The 20,955-nt window shown below is 48.8% G+C and carries 21 protein-coding genes and 2 pseudogenes; 10 read left to right on the top strand and 13 right to left on the bottom strand.

Features of this window, described 5'->3' with window-relative positions; all coding sequences use genetic code 11:
- The first annotated feature begins 82 nt into the window (after positions 1-82).
- Both JW499_RS08855 and JW499_RS08850 read left to right on the top strand, forming a co-directional pair.
- The gene (locus JW499_RS08855) at positions 83-1,423 is read left to right on the top strand and encodes an aspartate aminotransferase family protein (protein ID WP_205210263.1); all 1,341 of its coding nucleotides are present in this window, start codon (positions 83-85) and stop codon (positions 1,421-1,423) included.
- Between the two features lie 120 nt (positions 1,424-1,543).
- A complete protein-coding gene (locus JW499_RS08850; RefSeq protein ID WP_205210262.1) occupies positions 1,544-2,749 on the top strand; it encodes a multidrug effflux MFS transporter in 1,206 nt (401 codons plus the stop codon).
- A gap of 21 nt (positions 2,750-2,770) precedes the next feature.
- On the opposite strand, the gene JW499_RS08845 is transcribed toward JW499_RS08850, so the two are convergent.
- The 11 genes from JW499_RS08845 to JW499_RS08795 form a co-directional block, all read right to left on the bottom strand.
- The gene (locus JW499_RS08845; RefSeq protein WP_205210261.1) at positions 2,771-3,139 is read right to left on the bottom strand and encodes a DUF2306 domain-containing protein; all 369 of its coding nucleotides are present in this window, start codon (positions 3,137-3,139) and stop codon (positions 2,771-2,773) included.
- An 8-nt stretch (positions 3,140-3,147) separates the two neighbouring features.
- Complete coding sequence (locus tag JW499_RS08840; protein ID WP_205210260.1) at positions 3,148-3,699, bottom strand: DinB family protein; 552 nt, start codon at positions 3,697-3,699, stop codon at positions 3,148-3,150.
- A 59-nt stretch (positions 3,700-3,758) separates the two neighbouring features.
- Positions 3,759-4,067, bottom strand: coding sequence for a DUF1272 domain-containing protein (locus tag JW499_RS08835; protein ID WP_205210259.1), 309 nt, complete (start codon positions 4,065-4,067; stop codon positions 3,759-3,761).
- A gap of 33 nt (positions 4,068-4,100) precedes the next feature.
- Entirely contained in the window at positions 4,101-4,484 is a 384-nt protein-coding gene (gene gloA2 / locus JW499_RS08830; RefSeq protein ID WP_205210258.1) for an SMU1112c/YaeR family gloxylase I-like metalloprotein, read from the bottom strand.
- Positions 4,485-4,512: 28 nt separating this feature from the next.
- Positions 4,513-4,845, bottom strand: a complete 333-nt coding sequence (locus tag JW499_RS08825; RefSeq protein ID WP_205210257.1) for a YnfA family protein — start codon at positions 4,843-4,845, stop codon at positions 4,513-4,515.
- Between the two features lie 79 nt (positions 4,846-4,924).
- Positions 4,925-5,392, bottom strand: coding sequence for a hypothetical protein (locus tag JW499_RS08820; RefSeq protein WP_205210256.1), 468 nt, complete (start codon positions 5,390-5,392; stop codon positions 4,925-4,927).
- A gap of 103 nt (positions 5,393-5,495) precedes the next feature.
- Positions 5,496-6,092 carry a M15 family metallopeptidase gene (locus JW499_RS08815; protein WP_205210255.1) on the bottom strand — a complete coding sequence of 199 codons (597 nt, stop codon included), beginning with the start codon at positions 6,090-6,092 and terminating at the stop codon, positions 5,496-5,498.
- Between the two features lie 109 nt (positions 6,093-6,201).
- Positions 6,202-6,516 carry a hypothetical protein gene (locus JW499_RS08810; RefSeq protein WP_091356061.1) on the bottom strand — a complete coding sequence of 105 codons (315 nt, stop codon included), beginning with the start codon at positions 6,514-6,516 and terminating at the stop codon, positions 6,202-6,204.
- 137 nt (positions 6,517-6,653) lie between these two features.
- Positions 6,654-8,201: an SLC13 family permease gene (locus JW499_RS08805; RefSeq protein WP_205210254.1), complete on the bottom strand. Its 1,548-nt coding sequence runs from the start codon at positions 8,199-8,201 to the stop codon at positions 6,654-6,656.
- A 304-nt stretch (positions 8,202-8,505) separates the two neighbouring features.
- Positions 8,506-9,840, bottom strand: coding sequence for a ferredoxin reductase family protein (locus JW499_RS08800; protein WP_205210253.1), 1,335 nt, complete (start codon positions 9,838-9,840; stop codon positions 8,506-8,508).
- A 321-nt stretch (positions 9,841-10,161) separates the two neighbouring features.
- The gene (locus tag JW499_RS08795; RefSeq protein WP_205210252.1) at positions 10,162-11,313 is read right to left on the bottom strand and encodes an iron-containing alcohol dehydrogenase; all 1,152 of its coding nucleotides are present in this window, start codon (positions 11,311-11,313) and stop codon (positions 10,162-10,164) included.
- Positions 11,314-11,581: 268 nt separating this feature from the next.
- Between JW499_RS08795 and JW499_RS23005 the strand changes: the two are divergent.
- The 3 genes and pseudogenes from JW499_RS23005 to JW499_RS08785 all read left to right on the top strand — a co-directional run.
- Positions 11,582-11,932 (top strand): annotated as a pseudogene (locus tag JW499_RS23005) (MarC family protein); the annotation flags it as partial.
- A gap of 13 nt (positions 11,933-11,945) precedes the next feature.
- Positions 11,946-12,215: a MarC family protein gene (locus JW499_RS22415; RefSeq protein WP_269814554.1), complete on the top strand. Its 270-nt coding sequence runs from the start codon at positions 11,946-11,948 to the stop codon at positions 12,213-12,215.
- Positions 12,216-12,418: 203 nt separating this feature from the next.
- Positions 12,419-13,606 carry an FAD-dependent oxidoreductase gene (locus tag JW499_RS08785; protein ID WP_205210250.1) on the top strand — a complete coding sequence of 396 codons (1,188 nt, stop codon included), beginning with the start codon at positions 12,419-12,421 and terminating at the stop codon, positions 13,604-13,606.
- Positions 13,607-13,828: 222 nt separating this feature from the next.
- Here the strand turns inward: JW499_RS08785 and JW499_RS08780 are convergent.
- Together JW499_RS08780 and dndA are read right to left on the bottom strand one after the other, a co-directional pair.
- Positions 13,829-14,263 (bottom strand): annotated as a pseudogene (locus JW499_RS08780) (transposase); the annotation flags it as partial.
- A gap of 39 nt (positions 14,264-14,302) precedes the next feature.
- Entirely contained in the window at positions 14,303-15,430 is a 1,128-nt protein-coding gene (gene dndA, locus JW499_RS08775; RefSeq protein WP_205210248.1) for a cysteine desulfurase DndA, read from the bottom strand.
- Positions 15,431-15,529: 99 nt separating this feature from the next.
- Here dndA and dndB point away from each other — a divergent pair, with 99 nt between their 5' ends.
- From dndB to JW499_RS08750, 5 genes are all read left to right on the top strand, one after another.
- Entirely contained in the window at positions 15,530-16,624 is a 1,095-nt protein-coding gene (gene dndB / locus JW499_RS08770; RefSeq protein WP_205210247.1) for a DNA sulfur modification protein DndB, read from the top strand.
- On the top strand, positions 16,614-18,167 hold the full coding sequence (gene dndC, locus JW499_RS08765; protein WP_205210246.1) for a DNA phosphorothioation system sulfurtransferase DndC: 1,554 nt from the start codon (positions 16,614-16,616) through the stop codon (positions 18,165-18,167). Before dndB ends, dndC begins: the two co-directional genes overlap by 11 nt.
- Positions 18,164-20,137: a DNA sulfur modification protein DndD gene (dndD, locus tag JW499_RS08760; protein ID WP_205210245.1), complete on the top strand. Its 1,974-nt coding sequence runs from the start codon at positions 18,164-18,166 to the stop codon at positions 20,135-20,137. Before dndC ends, dndD begins: the two co-directional genes overlap by 4 nt.
- Before the next feature lie 2 nt (positions 20,138-20,139).
- Positions 20,140-20,499, top strand: a complete 360-nt coding sequence (gene dndE / locus JW499_RS08755) for a DNA sulfur modification protein DndE (RefSeq protein WP_205210244.1) — start codon at positions 20,140-20,142, stop codon at positions 20,497-20,499.
- A gap of 105 nt (positions 20,500-20,604) precedes the next feature.
- The coding region (locus tag JW499_RS08750) for a transposase (protein WP_205210243.1) at positions 20,605-20,955 on the top strand (351 nt) is incomplete at its 3' end.

Raw genomic sequence — 20,955 nt, 5'->3', positions numbered from 1 at the left:
TCAACCCCGTAGCATTGCTGGAATTGTCAGCACTCACCTGTATCGCTACGGAATTAATAAAAGAAGCATCCGGAGTTATGTTATGAGTGGAAAATCAAAAACGTTATGGAACCCGATGGTACATCCGGGCGTTCCAGGTTCGCACAGCACGCTTGAAATCGTCAAAGGTGACGGCAACTATGTTCAGAATCGCGAAGGTCAGTGGCTGGTTGACGGTGTTGGCGGCTTATGGAACGTTAACGTCGGACATAACCGGACTGAAGTAAAAGACGCAATTAAAGCTCAGCTGGATGAACTGGAATATTTCCAGATCTTTGACGGTGTCACCCATCCCCGTGTCAAAGAACTGTCCGATCTGATCATTGAGATGACTAAGCCTGAAGGTATGGCGCGGGTCATGTACAGCTCCGGTGGCTCTGATGCGGTCGAAACCGCACTCAAGGTTTCCCGGCAGTACTGGAAAGCCATCGGCCAGGCACAACGCTATAAATTCATCTCGCTGAAACAAGGCTACCACGGTGTTCACTTCGGTGGTGCCTCCGTCAATGGTAACACCGTATTCCGTACTAACTATGAGCCCGTCCTGCCAGGTTGTGTTCATATCGATGCGCCATGGCTGTACCGTAACCCGTGGAACTGTGAAGATCCTGAAGAGCTTGGTCAGCTATGTGCTAAGCAACTCGAAGCTGAGATTATCTTCCAGGGGCCTGAAACCGTTGCCGCCTTTATTGCTGAGCCTGTCCAGGGTGCTGGTGGCGTTATCGTTCCCCCGGCGAACTACTGGCCGCTGATTCGTGAAGTCTGCGATAAATACGGTGTTCTGCTGATTGCCGATGAAGTTGTGACCGGTTTCGGTCGTTCCGGTAGCATGTTTGGTGTTCGCGGATGGGGCGTAGCCGCTGATATTCAGTGTTTTGCTAAAGGCATTAACTCCGGCTATATCCCACTGGGTGCCACCGTTATCAACGAACGGGTTGCTAAAGGTATCGAGAGCTGTGAAAACTTCAGTGGCGCAGTGATGCACGGTTACACCTACTCCGGTCACCCGGTCGCCTGCGCCGCTGCGCTGGCCTCTCTGAAGATTGTTCAGGATGAAGATCTGCCAGGCAATGCCGCTGTTCAGGGTGAAGACCTGAAAGCCAAGCTGAAAAATGCACTCAGCGACTTCCCATCCGTAGGCGAAGTACGCGGTAAAGGTCTGATGGTGGCTATCGACCTGGTCAGCGACAAAAAAACCCGTACCCCGATCGATCCGATGGGAGGCTTTGCCAATCAGATTGCCGCTGTCGCCCTGCGTGAAGGCGTTATTGCCCGTCCGGTGGGCACCAAAATTATCATCTCTCCACCGCTGACGATCGGCACAGAGGAAGTTGATAAAATGGTTGCTGCGCTGTTGCAGGGCTTCAGCGAAGTAGACCGTTAATCACTATCTGCAATGACTTACTGTCATTAGAACTTCCCTTCGGGACCGCTGGTTATTCTGGCGGTCTCGTCACTCTTCCTGTATTCTGTTAACTTATTAAGTATTTTTTAGTTACAGAATATGCCGACATCCAGTAATGCCCAAACTGTCCAGATAAAAACCCCTATCGCCCTGCTAGCAGGTATGGCGATTGCCAGTCCGGTGGCGCTTAATCTCTATGCCCCGGTCATGCCGGAGCTGGCTGAACAGTTCAACACCACCCCCTTTACCATTCAGCTCGGTTATACCTTTTACCTGCTGACACTGGCGATCGGACAACTGATCAGCGGCCCTTTAGCCGATCGTTATGGCCGCCGTCCGGTGTTTTTCTGGGGGTTCCTGCTGCATATATTCGGTTGCATCATCGGCGTTATGGCCTTCGAAGCCTGGCATCTGCTGCTGGCCCGTATCCTTCAGGCCGCTGGCGGCTGTACCGGCATGCTGCTGGCCCGCAGTATTATTCTCGATCAGCATGGCAAAGATAAAGCCGCAGGCATGCTGGGCTATATCACCATGGGCATCGCAACCGCTCAGGCAGTAGCACCCACTATCGGTGGCTATCTTAACCTGGCGGTCGGCTGGCAATCTGTTTTCTGGGTTTCAATGCTGCTGGGCAGCGTTGTCTGGCTGGGGGCGCTGTTGCGCTTACCGGAAACCGCCGGGCATCAACGCGGCAGCGGCACTCTGCTAAGTAGCTTTAGTCGCTATAAAACCGTACTCGCGTCCCGCAGCTATATCTTCTGCTCGCTGTCGGCCACCATGGCCGCTTGCGGCTTTTTTGTCTTTATGAACAGTTCACCCTTTATCGTCGATGCCATACTGCAGGGCAACTCAGCTGATTACGGTAACTGGTTTCTGATGGTTGCCGGTGGATTCTGGTTAGGAAGTCTGGTGGCGGGAAAAATTTCTTCCACCATCGGCACCCGAAAGATGATGCTGTTTGGCTGTGCACTATCGGCTGGCGGTGCGGTGCTGATGTTAGCGCTGTTTAACCTGTTCCCCCTCAGCTTTACTGCGCTGTTTCTGCCGATGGCTATCTTTACCTTCGGCCGTGGGCTGATCCAGCCTAACGCCCAGGCGGCAGCCGTGTCATCAACCACTGGCGCAGTCGCCACGGCCACCGGTATGCTGGGATTCATGCAACTGACCATCGGTTCACTGGTGGCCCAGATAACCCCCCTGCTGATCGCTGTCAGTATCTATATGCTGCCAACGGTGCTGCTGAGCCTGGCACTGATGGCATCGTTTTTTGCGATCAAAGGCAGCCAGGGAGAGCAGCACCACTAGTCCGCTTAAGCGCAGAGAGATTTAACCGAAAAACAGCTCATGCAGTAAACGCCCCGGCATTAAGACGGCCCCCAATGCGGCGCCAACCGTGCCCAGATAAGCCCCGACGGCAAAGGACCGGTGGTAGCGGATACTGCCTCGTCGGGCAGCACAGACAGACACAACCACACAGATCAGTACCCAGAGCGAAAGCAGATGAATCGGCCCATAGCCATAAAACCAGTCGATAAATCCGCTGATCCAGAATGAGGATACGGAGGTGATAATCATCGCCGCCATCCAGGACCATCCCAGCGCTTTATGCAACGCCGTTCCCTTGCTCCGGAACAACTGAACCAGACCAACAAGCAACACCCAGAATGCCGCAGTAAGATGAATATAGGTGTGCATTTTCTCGCCTATGCAGAGTCTTTAAGCAGATCAGGTATATCGATCAACAGATCGGTGACTCCCACATCGAGAGCGTGCTGATTCAGCAGGGTAGAAACCTGTCCCCGGTGATGGGTCTGGTGATTAAACAGGTGACTGACTAATGCGCCGAAATCCCGTTCACTGACCACCCCTTTTGAGTTGGCATAGACCAGAGTGCGGTTAAAATCGCTGTCCAGCGTTTCCTCAGATAACCACTGTTTAATCGCGCTATCAACTCTGGTGCGGGCGTTTTTCAGGGATGGAAGATCGGCAAAGAGCGTATCATTCAGTTGTTCTGGCTGTGGCAAATCAGCCAAACTGATCAGCGCATGATATCGATCTGAATGGCGCGCAAACCGCGACAGCCACAGCAGATCCCCCACCAGAATATGGTTCAGCGTCCCCAGCACTGAGCCAAAAAATGCACCACAGCCTGCCGTTAAACTACTCGCATCCAGCCTGGCGCAGGCATCATATACCTGACCATTCATACGCCTGTTGTAATCCGCCATCAGCATAAAATGCTGTCTGATGTTCATTATCATTTTCCTTTGGTTCAGGGTCGTCCGGTTGAGTAACCGTTGCCTAAACGGGTAAATTAACGATTCTCCGGTTTAATCGATTTTACTGCATCAGTAAATGCTCTGATCTCAGCCGGGCTGTAGGGGGTATGCACCCGCACTGTGGATGCCGGATGATGGTGCAAGCTGACTCCCGATCGGTGCGCTGAGGCTGGGCGAATCGGTCTGGGGCTGAACCCTCCACCGCAGTTGGGGCAGACATTATTAAGCTTATCTGCCACACAATCACGGCAGAAAGTGCACTCATAGCTGCAGATGCAGGCCTCGGTAGAGTCCGCTGGCAGATCTTTATCGCAGCATTCACAATTGGGTCGAATCGTTAGCATCTTTTCGCTCGGGACAACGTCATCGGTAAACAATCAGGATTGATACAGCTCCAGAGGTAAATTATCCGGATCACTGAAAAATGTATACTGTTTGCCGGTATATTCGTCGGTACGAACAGGTTCTGCAGTAATCCCATGCGCCTTTAAATGCATCACTGCTGCGTCAATAGAATGTACTGAAAATGCCAGATGACGCAGCCCCAGAGCTTCCGGATAGCTGGGTCTGGCGGGGCGGTCAGGGAAAGAAAATAGCTCTATCTGACCACCGTCAGGCAGTCTGAGATCGAGCTTGTATGAGTCTTTCTCCGCCCGGTAATTTTCAGCGATCACCTCCAAACCCAGAATGGAAACATAGAAATGTTTCGACTGTGGGTAGTCTGAACAGATGATCGCCACATGGTGCACGCCCGCTAACATATGATCTCCCGGGGTAGTTGATAAGCGGTTAAACCGATTTCGGTGCAAACATAATAATCGCCATACCGATCAGTGCCACCGACGCCCCGACCAGATCCCAGGCAGAGGGCCTGATACCATCCACCAGCCATAACCAGAGCAGTGCGACAAAGATATAGACACCGCCATAGGCCGCATAAACCCGCCCGGCGGCGGTAGGATGCAGGGATAACAGCCAGGCAAACAGCGTCAGGCTGATCGCTGCGGGAATCAGCAACCAGATGCTCTTATCCTGTTTAAGCCATAGGTATGGCAGATAACAGCCTGCTATCTCAGCAACGGCAGTGACCATAAAAAGAGTGATGGTTTTAATTTCAAACATAAACAGTGGGATTCCATTGGCAGGATGCAGCAGGCTTCAATCAACGCCCCTTTAACAAGCCGGATTAAACCCGGAGTATTCAGTCAGCGTATACCGCCTGATAAGCCGCGTAAGCGCTCAGCATTATAATAATCAGCACGGCCGCGATCACCGGCCGGTCCGCGCCCATCTCATCGCTGAGACCATCACGTTTCGCTTTCGCCAGATCATCCGGATGATAAACGCCTTTGCGGCAGAAGAGAATGGTGACAAAGAACATTCCGGTCACCGCCATGAACACATGCAGCGTATAGGTAAACGCTTTTAGCGAGTCAGGACCGTCAATCTGGGTCGCACTCATTCCCAGAATCGATGCACAGCACATCATCGCGATAGCAAACAGATTGATCGGTGTTCTGGAACGGGTCACCGCAGACCATGCGCTACTCATCCCCGTCTGTTTTGTTGATGCCTCAATGGCGGAACCTGAGGGGCACCCACAACTGATACAGAGCTCCGCTTTATCCGATATCGTGTGGCCACACTCTGCACATTTAATCATTGCCATGTTTGCGTTCCATCAGTCATCATTATTTCCAGAGGTTGCAGTATATCAACTAACAGCCGGATTAAGGCTATCCCTCTCCAGAGACAGGATAACAGGCAATTCGTTATAGCGGGGCTGTCGCCTGAAAATGCATCGCATCGCGCCCCCAGAACGCCCCGGCAGACAACCAGCCCTCCTGAGCAAAACACTCCATAACCTCAATCGGCATTGATGCATTCACCGGCCATGAGGTTTTATTTCCATTTTTACCAGCATTGATATCGATGGCGTTCATCCAGGCGTGCATCGACCAGGAGTTCAGACTGTTACGCTTTAAGCGGGGGTTATAAAGCCCATTGTAGAAAAGAATACCCGCGCCTTCCCGGGATGCTTTATCCGGATAGACCTCTGCCAATCGTTGAAAAACCCGCAACAGACTATCGGCACATTTTGCATGAACCCAGAGGGATTTCACCGGCTTATCACCATAATAGAGCGTAAAGGGCAGCGTAATTTTCTCACTGGGAGGGCTGTAATCCTTATCACCATGGGGTCCATAGAACTCGGTAAACTCCGGCGAGCCTTCAACCGGGAATGGGTGGGGAGATGGCATCATACTCTTCAGGTGCTGCTGACAAGCAGCGATACTCATCGGCCCCCAGAAGCCATCCCCCAGAGTACCCACTCGTTCCTGTAAGCGGACTATTTCAGATCGTCGCATGGTAAAGACTCCTCCTTTTCAAGTGATAGAATCTGACTTCAGCGTTATAAACCTGAGAGGCTCCTTATGGCAGATGTCAATCCGCCAGGGAGTAAAAGGTCATTACAGCCTACTTCTCATTTTCATGTTTGCCCGACAGCTGCCCCAACACATAGCCCGCAATCCCACTCAGAATGGCACCGGTAATATTACCTTCAAGTCTGCCTGCCAGGCTCAACACCACAGTAGCAGCGATAACACCCATGACCGTCACGGTTTTAAAAAATGACGGACTCTTGAGAATATCCATCACATTCGACTGAGATTTAGCCACCGAGTGCCAGAACAGCCCCCACATCGCCACTAATCCCACCGTTGCCAGAATGGAAAGACCGACGATATATTCAGGTTTTAACTGAACTGCGCCTGCTGAGATCTCGTCCATTTTTTTTCCCTTCAACCGACTCAACTTTATTGAGTGTAGATGGGATTTAAACATTTGTTCAAAAAATCTATAGCGCAGACGATGAGTACGGAGAGAGGAGAAACACCGGCCTGCGGGGAATACAGGCCGGGACTGAATCAGATATTGACGCCAAAAACCAGATTGGCCAGCAGTATGAAGAGCCCGAAAGCGACGGCGATAGCGACCAGATTCAGCAGAAAACCGGCACGCACCATATCCCGCAACTCCATCAACTCGTAGGAGAACACTATCGCATTGGGCGGCGTGGCAACCGGCATCATAAACGCCATCGAAGCCCCCAGCGCCACCGGGACACAGAGCAATACCGGGTCTAACCCCAGACCGACAGCCACCGCCGCCAGTATCGGCAGGAAAGTCGCCGTTGATGCGGTATTTGAGGTGATCTCGGTCAGATAGACGATAGCCACGGTCACCAGCAGTATCAGCACCAGAGTACTGACATCAACACCGGCAACAGCGTTACCGATCCATTCCGCCAGACCGGTGCCTTTAAAGCCCCCAGCCAGCGCCAGACCACCGCCGAACAGCAACAGTACGCCCCAGGGCACGTTGCGCGCGGCTTCCCAGTCAAGTGCAAACTCCCCTCTCGTACGGGAGATTGGCACGGCAAACAAGACCAGCGCAGCCAGCAGTGCAATCATGGTGTCATCCAGCGGTAAGCCCGTCAGATCAACAATAAATTTGCGGAAAATCCAGCCTATAGCCGCGCTCAGGAACACAACCGCAACCAGTTTTTCACCCCGGGACATGATTCCCAGCGCAGCCAGTTCCCGCTGCACGACAACACTCGGATCATCAATCGCGATCTGATGAGAGGGGAACAACAGCCGCGTCAGCAGCAACCAGGTGATCGGCAACATAATGACAACGACGGGCACGCCGAGCAGCATCCAGTTGAAAAAACTGATCTCGATGTTGTAGTTGCTTTGCAGAAAGCTCGCCAGCAGTGCGTTCGGCGGTGTACCGATCAATGTGCCCACGCCTCCAATCGAAGCGCTATAAGCGATCGCCAGCATCAGGGCAACACCGAAATTACGCACCACAGCCTTATCGTCAGTCTGCTTAGCAACAAAGTCGATCACCGACAGACCCACTGCGAACATCATGATTGTGGTGGCAGTGTTAGAGATCCACATCGACAGAAAGGCTGTTGCCAGCATAAAGCCAAGAATGATTCTGGCAGGCGATGTCCCCACCCGGCTGACAATTTGCAATGCGATACGCCGGTGTAACCCCACATGCTGCATCGCCGCCGCCAACAGAAACCCACCGAGAAACAGGAAGATCAGAGGATGGCCATAATTAGCCGCCACCGGTTTAATCTTATCAATCTCCAGCAACGGCATCAGCACGATAGGCAGCAAAGCCGTGGCAGGAATAGGCACCGCCTCACTCAGCCACCAGATCACCATCCAGGAAGCCATCGCTACCAGACGCCAGGCCTCCGGCGGCATACCGGCTGGGGCTGAGATCATCAGAATGATCGCCGCCACAACCGGTCCGCCTAGCAAGCCAGCCAATCGCAGACCAGTTACCGGCGCCCCTTCGGGTTCTGCACGATCCTTATAATCAGGATCGCGGCGATCACCGGGGGATAGAAAATCTTCATCATGAGCATGGACACTCTTGTCATCGTTTGTCATCGGGGTGTATCTCGCTGAGTGGCAGACGTATTTAACAGGTTTTTACACTGTCTGTAAGCTTAGGCCGGGTTAATGAAAAGAACAGGTGCGTTCAGTAATTGCCGGTAAAAATAATCATTTAGGACAAAATGAGATTAATGGGCCAGAGGTGACTTCAGGCGGCGCAGGATAATCAAGAGTCTGCCGGGAGTAAACCTTGAAGCGTAAAATATCACCGTTTATCCATCACTTCGCTGATCCTGCTCAACCGGCAGCAGCCGTAAGCGTTCCCCCTGTCCGCCGGTCAGGGGGAAAACTAGCCGGGTTAGCGCATCTGAAACAGCTCCTGATGAAAGTGTCTGGCGGCCATTCCCTTAGCGATAAACGCTTTACGCAGTGACTGACCAAACGCCGCAGGCCCGCAGAACCAGACGCTTGCAGCACTCCATTGCGGTATTGTGCTGCAAATTCGGTTACAGTCCAGACGCCCCTCTTTGCCACTGACCAGCAGGTGCAGAGTCACTCCGGCTGCTGCCGCATCCGCAGTGAGTTTGTCGATTGCATTCTGATCAAAATCTGCGGTCGGATGAAACAGATCTATCGGTTTATCTCCGGGTATCTTCGCCAGCTCTTTCATCCGGGCGATAAAGGGGGTAATACCGATGCCTGCACCAATCCAGATCTGGCGCGGTGGCGCATCGGTAAAATCGAAACAGCCATAAGGCCCCTCGACGGTGACCGGCATACCGGTTTTCAGCTGATCCCTTAAACGTCCGGTATGGTCTCCCAGTGCTTTGGTAATAAAAACGATGCGCGGGTCAGCAGGGTTCCAGGCCGAAGCAATGGTGTAGGGATGTGCTCCCTCCTGGGGATTTGAGGTCACAAAAGCGAACTGTCCGGCAGCATGCCCCTGCCAGCCTTCGTCAAGCACTACCTCACTTTCAAGCACTCGCAGACCATCATAGTGGCTGAGATGATCAATCCTTCCCTGCACTTTCCTCCCTTTACCTATACGCCCGGTCAGTGCCAGAACTGCCGCGACTGAACCGCCTGCCAGCATTGCCGCCATCAGTATACCCACCGGCTGCAACCAGTATTCAAACTTAAGCAGCACAACAGAGTGGTATGCCAGAACCAGATACGCAATAGAGATCAGTTGATGGGTATTTACAAACAGGTGATAGGGAAAACGTTTAATCAGTGCAAGCACCATCAGCACTGCAGCCGCATAAAACGCCCACTCCCCCACCGACTCAGCAAAGCCCCGCTGGCTACGCAACAGCCCCTCAATAAATCCAAGGGTTTCCTCAGGTCGGGGACCCCGGACAGGCTTCTCAAGCCAGCCCCAGCCTACCATCCACTTACTCCCCTGTGCCATCCACCAGTGAACCACAGAGGTCACCAGCGCTGTAATGCCTAACCATTTGTGCAGACGATAACTCTTGTCCAGACCGTCCAGGTAACGTTCCAGCCATTTAAGGCGAAGCGCGAGCAACATCGCCATACTCATCACCCCGATTGCAATGACACCCGTGTACTGTATGAATACAGCGCGAAAAGCGAAATAACTGAACGGCTCCGGAATCAGTGTATCGGCAAACAGCCACACGCCTGTCAGTAACACCAATAACAGGGCAAAGAGGGTCTTAATCGGTTTCATTATGGTATCCTTTTAGGGTGTAATCAAAAATTCCATCGCTTGTCATTTGGCAGATACGCAGCGGCCTTTTCACCCGGAATTTTCGGGTGAGCTGGCCAGCATATTATCGGCAGGTCATTAAAAACGGGTTATTTTAATCAACCACAACGGCTCTACTCACAACCTATTTTATCGACTATCACTGTGCAGGCAAAAGACCCGCTAATGTAATGTTGTGTAAAGATTTGCGAAGTAAAACACCGGAGCTTTACGCGCCGGCGTTTATGCTGCTGACGGATGACTTGCGGGTCAGCGACTAAAAACGATTAAAGCCCAGAATACCTATAGTGCTGCACGATAGATCGCGGCAACTTCTGCATCTTTCAGGGTGCGGGGATTGGTCAGGCGACAGACATCTTTCTGCGCATTTGCCACCATGGTTTCAATATCGTCCTCTTTGACTCCGAGCTCAGACAGCGTACGCGGAATACCCACATCATAGCCCAGTGTTTCAATCGAATCGATCGCCAGCAAGGCAGCATCACGTTCAGACAAACCTTCAGTGACTTCACCCAGAGCATCGGCAATATCGGCAAACCGCTCAGTCGCGGCGATCATGTTGACCCGGCAGACATGGGGCAGCAGCAAAGCGTTACACACACCGTGCGGCAGGTTGTAGAAACCTCCCAACTGATGAGCCATCGCATGCACATACCCCAGGCTGGCATTGTTAAACGCCATCCCCGCCAGGTATTCGGCATAAGCCATCTTGTCCCGGGCGACCATATCATCGCCCCGGGCAACCGCTTTACGCAGGTATTGTCCGATCAGACGGATCGCCTGCAGGGCACAGGCATCAGTAATCGGTGTAGCCGCTGTGGAAACATAGGCTTCAACGGCATGGGTCAGGGCATCCATTCCGGTTGCCGCGGTCAGCGCTGGCGGCATATCAACCATCAGCTCAGGATCATTGATGGCGACATCCGGAGTAACCCGCCAGTCAACAATCGCCATCTTCACGTGATTGGCGGTATTGGTGATGATGGTAAAGCGGGTCATCTCGCTGGCGGTTCCCGCAGTGGTGTTCACCGCAATATAGGGCGGCAGCGGAGCCTTTGCCTGATCCACCCCTTCATAGTCATGGATTGAACCGCCGCTGGAGGCTACCAGGCCGATCCCTTTGCAACAGTCATGGGCGCTGCCCCCGCCGAGAGAGATCAGCATATCGCACCCCTGTTCAAGATAAACGGCAAGCCCCTCAGCAACGTTATCATCGGTCGGGTTTGGCACGGTATCGTCATAAACGACACTCGGGATCCCCTCGCTGCCCAGCAACTCAGTCAGGCGGGCAGTATACCCCAGAGAGGTCATCCCCTTATCTGCCACCACCAGTGGCTTGCTACCACCAAGCATCCTGACACGTTCAGGCAAACTGTTAAAACACCCCGCCCCCATCAGCGATACATTAGGTACAAAAAACGCTTGTGTTGTCATAATCTTAGCCTCGATAAAAATATAAGAATCGGTCTGTCGATACTGACTGACGACCCGGTGACTTTCTTATTTTTGACGGCCACTATATCCGAGGACCCTCCGGCACATGTTGATCTGAGCCATTGATTTACCATTAATTTTCCACCCGGCCGACATAAGACAAAATCACCCGGTGGTTATTTGCTGCCGACGATATTGTTACAATCAACATCCAATCTGCCATACACTCTGGTAAATCGTAGCTATTGCTAAAAGGACACATATCAGAATGGACAATACAACGGTGCATTTTCTAACCGTTTTTATGGCCTTTTTTGCCATTATGAACCCTGTTGCCAACTCCTCGCTGTTTATTGGCCTGACGGATGATTTTGATAACCGTACTCGCCGTTTAATTGCGTTGCGCTCGGTCATAGTAGCGTTTCTGATCGTTGCGGTTTTTGCCATCGGTGGGCGACAGATCTTCGCTATGTTTGGTATCACCCTGCCCGCCTTCAGAATCGCCGGCGGTATCATGATCGCATTAATCGGTTATCACATGTTGCAGGGAGAGCACTCCAGTATCCACACACCCAGCAGCAGTGATAATGAAAAAAGCGTCGATTCATCGGTGGATATTTCGATAACCCCCCCTGGGCATCCCGATTCTTGCCGGTCCCGGAACCATTGCCACCGCGATGAATTTTGCCGCGCAATCCACGATAGGAGAGATCTCCCGGGTATTGATTGCCTTTGCTGCGATGTGCTGCCTGACCTTCATCGCCTTTATAGGTGGGCAGTGGCTGGCGCTATATTTAGGCCAGAATGCGATCAAGGTTATCTCCCGTCTGATGGGACTCATTCTGGCGGTGATCGGGGTACAGATGCTGATTGAGGGGATCAGAGGTGCAATAGCGGGTTAGATAAAAGGCCAACGAAGATGACTTGCGCCGCCTGATGTGACGCGTTGAGTCTGTAATCAATCCCTCCGGAACAATCTTGCGATAGCAGCGGCCCCGCGCTGCTGAAACCCTGGCTCAAATTATGCTTGCTCCTTACCGTTAGACTTTACCAGGGAAGGTGCGACTATACTCAATAAGTAAAGCGGGCGGTCACCGGGGGGCATATGGAAGAGACTGAACTGGTCATAGTCGGAGGTGGCATCCACGGTGTAGGAGTGGCACAGGCGGCGGCTGCGGCAGGTTACCAGGTGCTGTTACTGGAGAAAACCGCGCTGGCGGCGGGTACCTCGAGCTGTTCAACCAAGCTGATCCATGGAGGACTGCGTTACATCGAAAGTGGACAGATCCATCTGGTGCGCAAAAACCTCAGGGAACGGGAACTGCTACTGAAACTGGCACCCGATCTGATCCATCGTCAGACCTTCTATATCCCCCTCTATCACAACTCATCACGCAACCCCCTCAGTGTTCGTTTTGGTTTATGGACCTATGATCTGCTAACCGGTTTTTCAAAGGCTCCCTTATCAGCCTGCCTATCCCGTTCTGACTGGAGCAACCTGCCCGGGTTGCAGACCCGGGGGCTGAAAGCGGTGTTTTCCTATTCCGATGCCCAGACCGATGATGCGGCACTAACCCGGGCGGTGATGCACTCCGCCTGTCAACTTGGTGCCGAGCTTTGCTGTCCAGCCAGGTTTACCTCGGCGGAGATCTTCGAGGATCACTGCAGGGTCGGGTATCAGGTTGGTGACGTTGTCAAAAATATCAAATGCCTGGCCATCGTTAACGCCATGGGGGCATGGGGTATCAGCATGGGCGACCGGACTACGCCTCCCCTGCCCGATTACCCTTTTGAATGTATCGAAGGCACCCATATAGAGTGTCCGGATAACGGTTTAACGGCTGCTTACTATGTCGAATCAGCCACCGACCACAGAGGTGTTTTTATCCTGCCCTGGAAAGATCGCACCCTGATTGGCACTACCGAAACGCCCTACTCAGGCGATCCGGATAAGCTTATTCCCAACCAGGCATCGATCGATTATCTGCAATCAATTTATCAGCACTACTTCCCCGATCATGATGCCAGGGTGTTGAACGCCTGGGCAGGGCTGAGGGTCTTGCCTCAGGCCTCCTCTTCGCCATTTAACCGGCCCCGGGAAACCGTTATTTCAGTCAATGATCCGAAGAACCCACGATTTGTCTCGATACTGGGAGGAAAGCTCACCGGTTACCGGCTCACTGCCGCTCGGGTAATTGATCAGTTGCAGGGGGTTTTACCTTTACGAACCGCGATAGCCGATACGGCTCAGTTAAAGCTAACGCGGGTTGAGGGAAAGCTTCAACCAGATTAACACACGTGGGCAATTGAAAGACTGCTAACCTGCCCAGGTATTTTCTTAGCATAGGCAGAAAGCACGCTAAGTGTTAAGGGTCCTGTACAACTTCAGTAAATCTCTGAAAGCTGCCACTAATTGATATAAAGTGGTCGGATTGATGTGCCAAGAGACTCAAAATCTGCCATTTATCGTCGTTTTTAACGCCATTTCCTACCTTTTGGGGACACGAACGCCATATCAAGCACGTGACAGCCGCTCTGCTTTGAGTAAGTTAAAGCACATCGCTTTCCAGTAGAGTTCAGATTCAACCCTTGCCAAAGTACGGTACCGTGATCGACTGAATCCGAAGCGCTGTTTGAGCGTTCCAAAGCAGCGCTCAACCTTATACCGAGCTTTACTGATCAGCCTGTTGAGTTGCTTGTCTAAGTCATCCAGCGGTTTCCCCTGGGTCACCTTGATCATAATGCCGTCCGTGATACCGCAATCTTTCAACCAATCTCGATTCGATTTCGAGGCATACCCTTTATCGGCGAGGACACAGTCAACCGAACCGGTCCGATTAATGGCGTTTTCAAACTCCTTCACCTCTGACCGATTCGCGGGCGTCACGTGCAATGAACGAATGAAACCGTGACGGGCTTCAACACACACGAAACCCTTATAACCGAAGAAGAATCGGTTACCAAATAAAGTGCGTTTGAACTTTACTTCTTAGCGCAGTGAATCCAAAACCCTGGCTATGTCATCCCATGGTATAAAGTCTGTCATATGGCACCAAGAGAGTCTTAACGCACCTTCAATCTCACTATCACTCAGCCGCATAGCTTGAAGGACATGGCTAGGAGTGTATGAAGAAGACGTACAAGCACTCCCATTTGAAACTGCTGCGATACCCTTTAATGCAATAATTGCGGCCTCTGAATTTACTCCATCGATAGAGAAATTTAAGGTTGATGCTAAAGCATTGGAAGTCCCATGATACTTAATAGGTAGGCTACCCAAAGCTAGTAGAGCTTTTTGTTTTATTTTCAGGCAAGCATCTTTACGTTCAGTATGATTCTGAATTGCCAGTTCTGCTGCTTTACCAAAACCTGCTATTTGATGCACTGGTAAAGTTCCAGGTCTTAATCCTCGTTCTTGCCCTCCACCATACATTAGAGGCTCAATAGGTGGCCGCTTGTATTTTCGTCTTCGAGTAATTAGGGCTCCTATTCCTTTCGGGCCATATAGCTTATGAGCACAACAGCTGATCAGATCAATTCTTCTATTTAAAAGAGCCGTAATCTCTTTACCATAGCCTTGCGCTGCATCAACATGGAAATATGCTTCGTGCCCTTCAAGAACAGAGGCATACTCCTCCAAGGGTTGAATCACGCCTGTTTCGTTATTTGCCTGCATTAAGCTAACTAATACTGTCTTGTCAGTAAGGGTTTTGGCTAGATCGTAGGGGCTAATCACACCACTCTCGTTAGGTTGTAATAGAGTGATCTCAAAACCTCTGCTAGCAAGAACCTCTATAGGTTCTAGAACAGCTTTATGCTCTATGGCAGAAGTAATTATATGCCGTCGATCTTCGCTATTTGCATACATCTCTAAACCAAGTATCGCTAAATTGTTTGCTTCTGTAGCTCCACTTGTGAATATGACATCACTCTTGTCTGTATCTACTACCATACCTACCTGCTCGCGAGCCTTCTCAACTGCAGACTTGGCAATGTTGCCAAATTCATGCGTTCTAGAGCCTGCATTTGCGAAATCATATTCAGTGTATTGCCTCATAATATCAATTACCTGAGGCTCTAGTGGTGTCGTTGCATTACAGTCTAAATAAACGCTCATAGATATATTTCGGTATACGTGTTGAGAGAGGTTGTGTAAGTAGTTATCATATATGTTTGTATGTTATCAAACAAACATATATGCAGGGGAACAAACAAGATGGATGCGTCATTCGAATATATATTTCCCGCAATCAGAGGTATACAAGCTGGCCGAGAATATTATGTCTCAATGTGCCCGCTTCGACTAATCTCCAAAATATTCATATTCGATGATGAAGAGTTGGTTCCTGAACTAAGAGCTCAACGCACTCTTAATGAGGCCAGAGTGCCTGAAATGGCAAATTACCTGACTGAAAATGCAGAGGATTATGTTTTCAGTTCATTAACTGCATCCATTGACGGGCGGGTACAATTTGTTCCACTAGGTGACGGGGGAGATGCGAGCCGAGTCGGTAGGTTAAAAATCGACATGAGCTCCCAGTTCATCATTAACGATGGCCAACATCGACGAGCGGCAATTAACGAAGCTCTTAAAAAACGACCTGAGCTAGGGGATGAAACAATCTCTGTTGTTTTTTTTATCGATAGGGGGCTCGAGCGTTGTCAGCAGATGTTCGCTGATCTGAATAGGTACGCTATAAGAACAAGTCCTTCTATAGGCATTTTATATGACCACAGGGATGACAAGGCACAAATAACTAAACAGGTTGTTAATCAATCAAATGCTTTTAAAGATATTGTTGAAATGGAGAAAACTTCTCTTTCTCCAAGGTCTAGAAAGCTTTTCACATTGAGTGCTATTCACTCAGCAAACCTGGCTATATTGGCTGGTTTACAAAATGACTTAGATGAAGCAATTGATATTTGCGTTAGATATTGGAACGAAGTTAATAATTGCATCCAGGAATGGAATCAAGTTCAAGAGGGGCAAATTACCTCTGGTGAAGTTCGGCAGAGCTACGTACATAGTCAAGCCATTGTTTTACAAGCCTTAGGACACCTTGGAAATAAGATTGTTCAGCTTCCTGAAAAAGAACAGAGCGCGACAATCAAAAAACTTAAAGGCTTTAATTGGAAGCGCTCCAACAGCCATACCTGGGAGGGTCGCTGTATGCTGGGTGGACGCATGCAAAAATCCTCATCTAATGTCTTGCTCACAACGAATTTATTTAAAACAGAGTTAGGTCTTATGTTAACGCCGGATGAGCAGCGTGCAGAAGATGCATTTAAACGAGGCGAGAATGGCAAGTAGTAATGCCAAAGAGCGTAAAACAGCGTTCAAAGAAAAAGGCTTTCAAGAAACTATCGCGGAAACTATCAAGCAAACGCAGGATTTATATCTTAGTGACGAGATCCCATGGGTAATTGGTTATTCTGGCGGTAAAGATTCTACAGCTACTTTACAACTTGTTTGGAACGCACTTTTGGGTTTAAAGTCTTCACAGTGGCATAAGCCTGTTCACGTAATTAGTACAGACACATTGGTAGAAAATCCAATTGTTGCCTTATGGGTAGAAAACTCACTATCCAAGATGAAAAGTGTTGTCGATGCAGAGCAAGAGGGTTTCCCAATTCGCCCTCACCGTTTAGCGCCAGAGCTGCAAGATAGGTTCTGGGTTAATTTGTTAGGCCGGGGTTATCCGGCCCCAAGACCGAAGTTTCGGTGGTGTACAAGTCGTTTAAAGATCAACCCTTCTAATAACTTTATCAACAATGTAGTCAAACAAAATGGTGAAGCCATATTAGTACTGGGGACTCGTAAAGCTGAAAGTTCACTGCGTTCGGCCAATATGTCTAAGTATCAAGAGAAAAGTACTCGAGAGTTATTGAGTAGCAATAAAGATCTGGATAGGGCCTGGGTCTATACACCAATTGCCGCTTGGCAAAATGATGATGTATGGCAGTATCTTACCCAAGTTAAAAACCCTTGGGGTTACCGCAATACTGATTTGTTAAGCATGTATAGCGGAGCAACAGAGGATGGCGAATGTCCATTAGTGGTTGATACGTCTACCCCCAGCTGCGGCGATAGCCGATTTGGCTGTTTCGTTTGTACCATGGTAGATGAAGATAAATCTATGAAAGCCATGATTCAGAATGATGATGAAAAAGAATGGATGTTACCCATCTTGGATTTCCGCAATCAGTGGCTAAGCATTAAAAATGAAAAACGTGAAGATCGTGACTTCCGAAGAATGAATGGTGCTTTAACTTTCTACAAAGACAAACTAGTGCATGGGCCATATCGTCAACAGCACCGTGAAAATATGCTTGCTGCATTACTTGAAGCGCAAGAAGCAGTTATCGATCTCGCACCTGAAGAAGCAAAAAACTTCAGATTGATTGAACTTGATGAGTTAGAAGAAATTCGCCGGATTTGGGTCGCAGAAAAACATGAGATAGAAGATTCATTACCTAAGATTTATCAAGAGGCCACTGGTTCGCCATATCCTGGAAAAGCAATCGATGAACGTCAGAGCTTTAAAGTTGAAGACCTTAAATTACTCCAAGATCTTTGCAAAGAAGAAGGTGATGATGAAGGTGTGTTATATCAACTGACTCGTGAGCTATTGCACATCGAGCATCAAAACAGGGCGATGGTTCGTCGCTCAAAACTTTTTAATGAAATGCGTGATGCTCTGAACAAGGCTGCGTTTATCACTGAATCCCAAGCAGAAGATTATGCTCGTCGTCGGAAAAATGCGATAGACAGTTTAGATAGTGATAGCCTTGATAGCCGTATTTTTGCAACAGATCGTGAACAAGACGAATTATTTGAAGAAGCCAAATCATGATATTTGAACAACTCATTATTCATAACTTTGGCATCTACAAAGGTCGTCATATTATCGACCTTAATTCAAAGTCAGAGAGAAAACCGATCATACTTTTTGGCGGCCTCAATGGAGGGGGAAAAACGACATTCTTAGATGCGCTACAGTTGACACTGTATGGTAAGTTTGCACGGTGCTCGAACAGAGGTAATTTGTCGTACCATGATTATTTAGGTCAAACTATCAATAGGCATATTTCACCAGAAGAGGGAGCCGCACTAGAGCTAAAATTCTCTACTTATATCGATGGAGAGCTAAATACTTTTCAAGTAAAACGTTACTGGCGTTCTACTGGAAAAGCTATCAAAGAAGATATGGAGGTGACCCATAATCAGGTAGTTGATCCTGTTATGACCGAACAATGGTATGAATACGTCAATGAATTCTTACCTTTAAGTATTTCGGGATTATTCTTCTTTGATGGTGAGAAAATAGAAGCTTTGGCCGACCCTGAAGGTTCCGCAGCTCTAATCAGAACAGGTATTACATCACTGCTAGGTCTAGATATCGTGGATAAACTGGGAACTGATTTGAGTGCCCTGTTACGAGCTGGACTTAAGAAAGAAAAAGCGCGTCCTAACAACGATGATGCAGCCGCTGTCACTGAGCAAGAGAATAAACTGGCTGAGCTTAAAATCCGTAATGAGGGGTTGCTACAAGACATCAGTAGCACATCATCACAAATTGATAGTTTAAATGCTTGCATCAAAGGTGTCAGAAGCAGCTACCGTCAAGCAGGTGGTGATTTATATGACCAGAGAGAAGTATTAGAAAATAACTTAGCCAGTATACAAAGCGATTTAGAACAAAAAGAATCTTCATTACGAAAACGTGCTGAAGAAATTGCTCCATTAGGGCTAGTGCGCGATTTATTGCAACAGACATATCAGCAAGCTATGGCTGAAGAAGAAGGTTTTGAAACAAAGCTACTTCTGGATAAGCTGCAACAGAGAGATACTGAACTCATAACCTACATGCAGCAATCCGGTACTGCAAAGCAAACTTTAGATTTGCTTAAAGCTAAATTAGCTGCAGATATTGAACAGCGGCAGGCTAAAATTCCTGATAGTTTTTACTTGAACATTCCTGTGTCAGCGTTTGATGGCTTAACTGGCAGTGCTTTTGATGAAGTGGATAGCGCAACAACAAAACTCTGCAATGAAACGTCAGAACTCAAAGAAAAGCTACTAAATGCAGAACGCCAGATAGCATCAATCCCAGAAGGAGCCACGTTGCAGAGCTATCAGCAACAGATAGCGGAATATGAAGAGCTGCTGTTACAAGAGAAGGCTAAGCATAGTATTTTTACCGATCAGATCAACAAATTGACAAATCAAATTGATACTGCTGAAATTCGCCTTGCGAATATAAAACTCAATTCGAATAGCAATATTTTTGAAGCTGAACTTCAAGAACGTATTGGCAATAATATTGGCAGTGTTCAAAATATTCTGGCGCGATTCCATCGCGCTATGGTTGAAAAGCATATAAAACACCTAGAGTCGTTAATATTAGAGAGTTTTATCAGCCTACTGCGGAAAGGCGATTTAATTAAAAAAATCACCATTGATCTAGAAACGTTCAAATTAACATTGCTAGATTCTGAGATGAATGTTATCCCTCCTAGCCGCCTCAGTGCTGGGGAGCGTCAGATACTTGCTATATCAATTCTTTGGGGGCTTGCTAAAGCTTCAGGGCGCCCTTTACCTTCTATTATTGATACACCATTAGGGCGTTTAGATTCCAGGCACCGGCAGCAGCTTGTTAATAATTATTTTCCTAATGCTAGTCACCAACTTATCTTGCTGTCTACAGACCAGGAGATCGACCAAGCATACCATGATGATTTGAAAGAATATATTGGTAAGGAATACCACATTCAATATAACGAAAGCCAACAGACGTCGATAATTACCGAAGGTTATTTTTAAAAATGATTGAAACAGTTTACGTCTCTGAAAAAGGTAGAAGTCAACTTTCTCGATTAAAGGTTAAGACTGGGATTAGACAATGGAACCATCTGTGTCGTTGGGCTTATTGCCTATCTTTAAAGGAAAACTCAATTCCCCCCTATGAAGATATAGTGACTGATAGTAGTGTTGAAATGACATGGCAGACTTTTGCTGGTGAATACCATGAAGTATATTGGGCTTTACTGAAAACAAGATTACAGAATGATGGCATAGAAGCTAATGAAGAAAATATGAAACTATATTTCAAGCTTCATCTACATAGGGGGATTTCTTACTTAAACAAAAATATTGAGACGATCGAAGAAATGTTTAACATGTAAAACGGTGTCAAGAATCCTGATAGACAATTTTGGGCTCCATAGACCCTGTACATAGAATTGTGTAACTGCCTATCATAGAGCCAGTAATGGCTAAGGATAGGCAACATGGACAAGAAACAACTCGAAGCCTTCGCTCGCGAAGCGGCTAAAAGCATCAAAACTGAAAGTGATCTCAATGACTTCCGGCGGATGCTAACCAAAGTCACTGTTGAAACGGCCCTCAATGCCGAACTGGATGAGCATCTGGGTTACGACAGGCATGGTAAACGTCCCTCTGATAACAGCCGCAATGGCTACTCCAGCAAGACCTTACGTACCGAAGATGGGCGATTCGAAATTGATGCGCCACGGGATCGGGATGGCAGCTTTGAACCGAAGTTAGTCAAAAAGCAGCAGACTCGCTTCACGTCGATGGACGACAAGATTCTGAGTCTGTACGCCAAGGGCATGACTACC

This window comes from Amphritea pacifica (genome assembly GCF_016924145.1).
Taxonomy (GTDB): Bacteria; Pseudomonadota; Gammaproteobacteria; order Pseudomonadales; family Balneatricaceae; genus Amphritea; species Amphritea pacifica.
The sequence above is the reverse complement of the archived record's forward strand: the minus strand, read 5'-3'. Positions and strand labels throughout refer to the sequence as shown.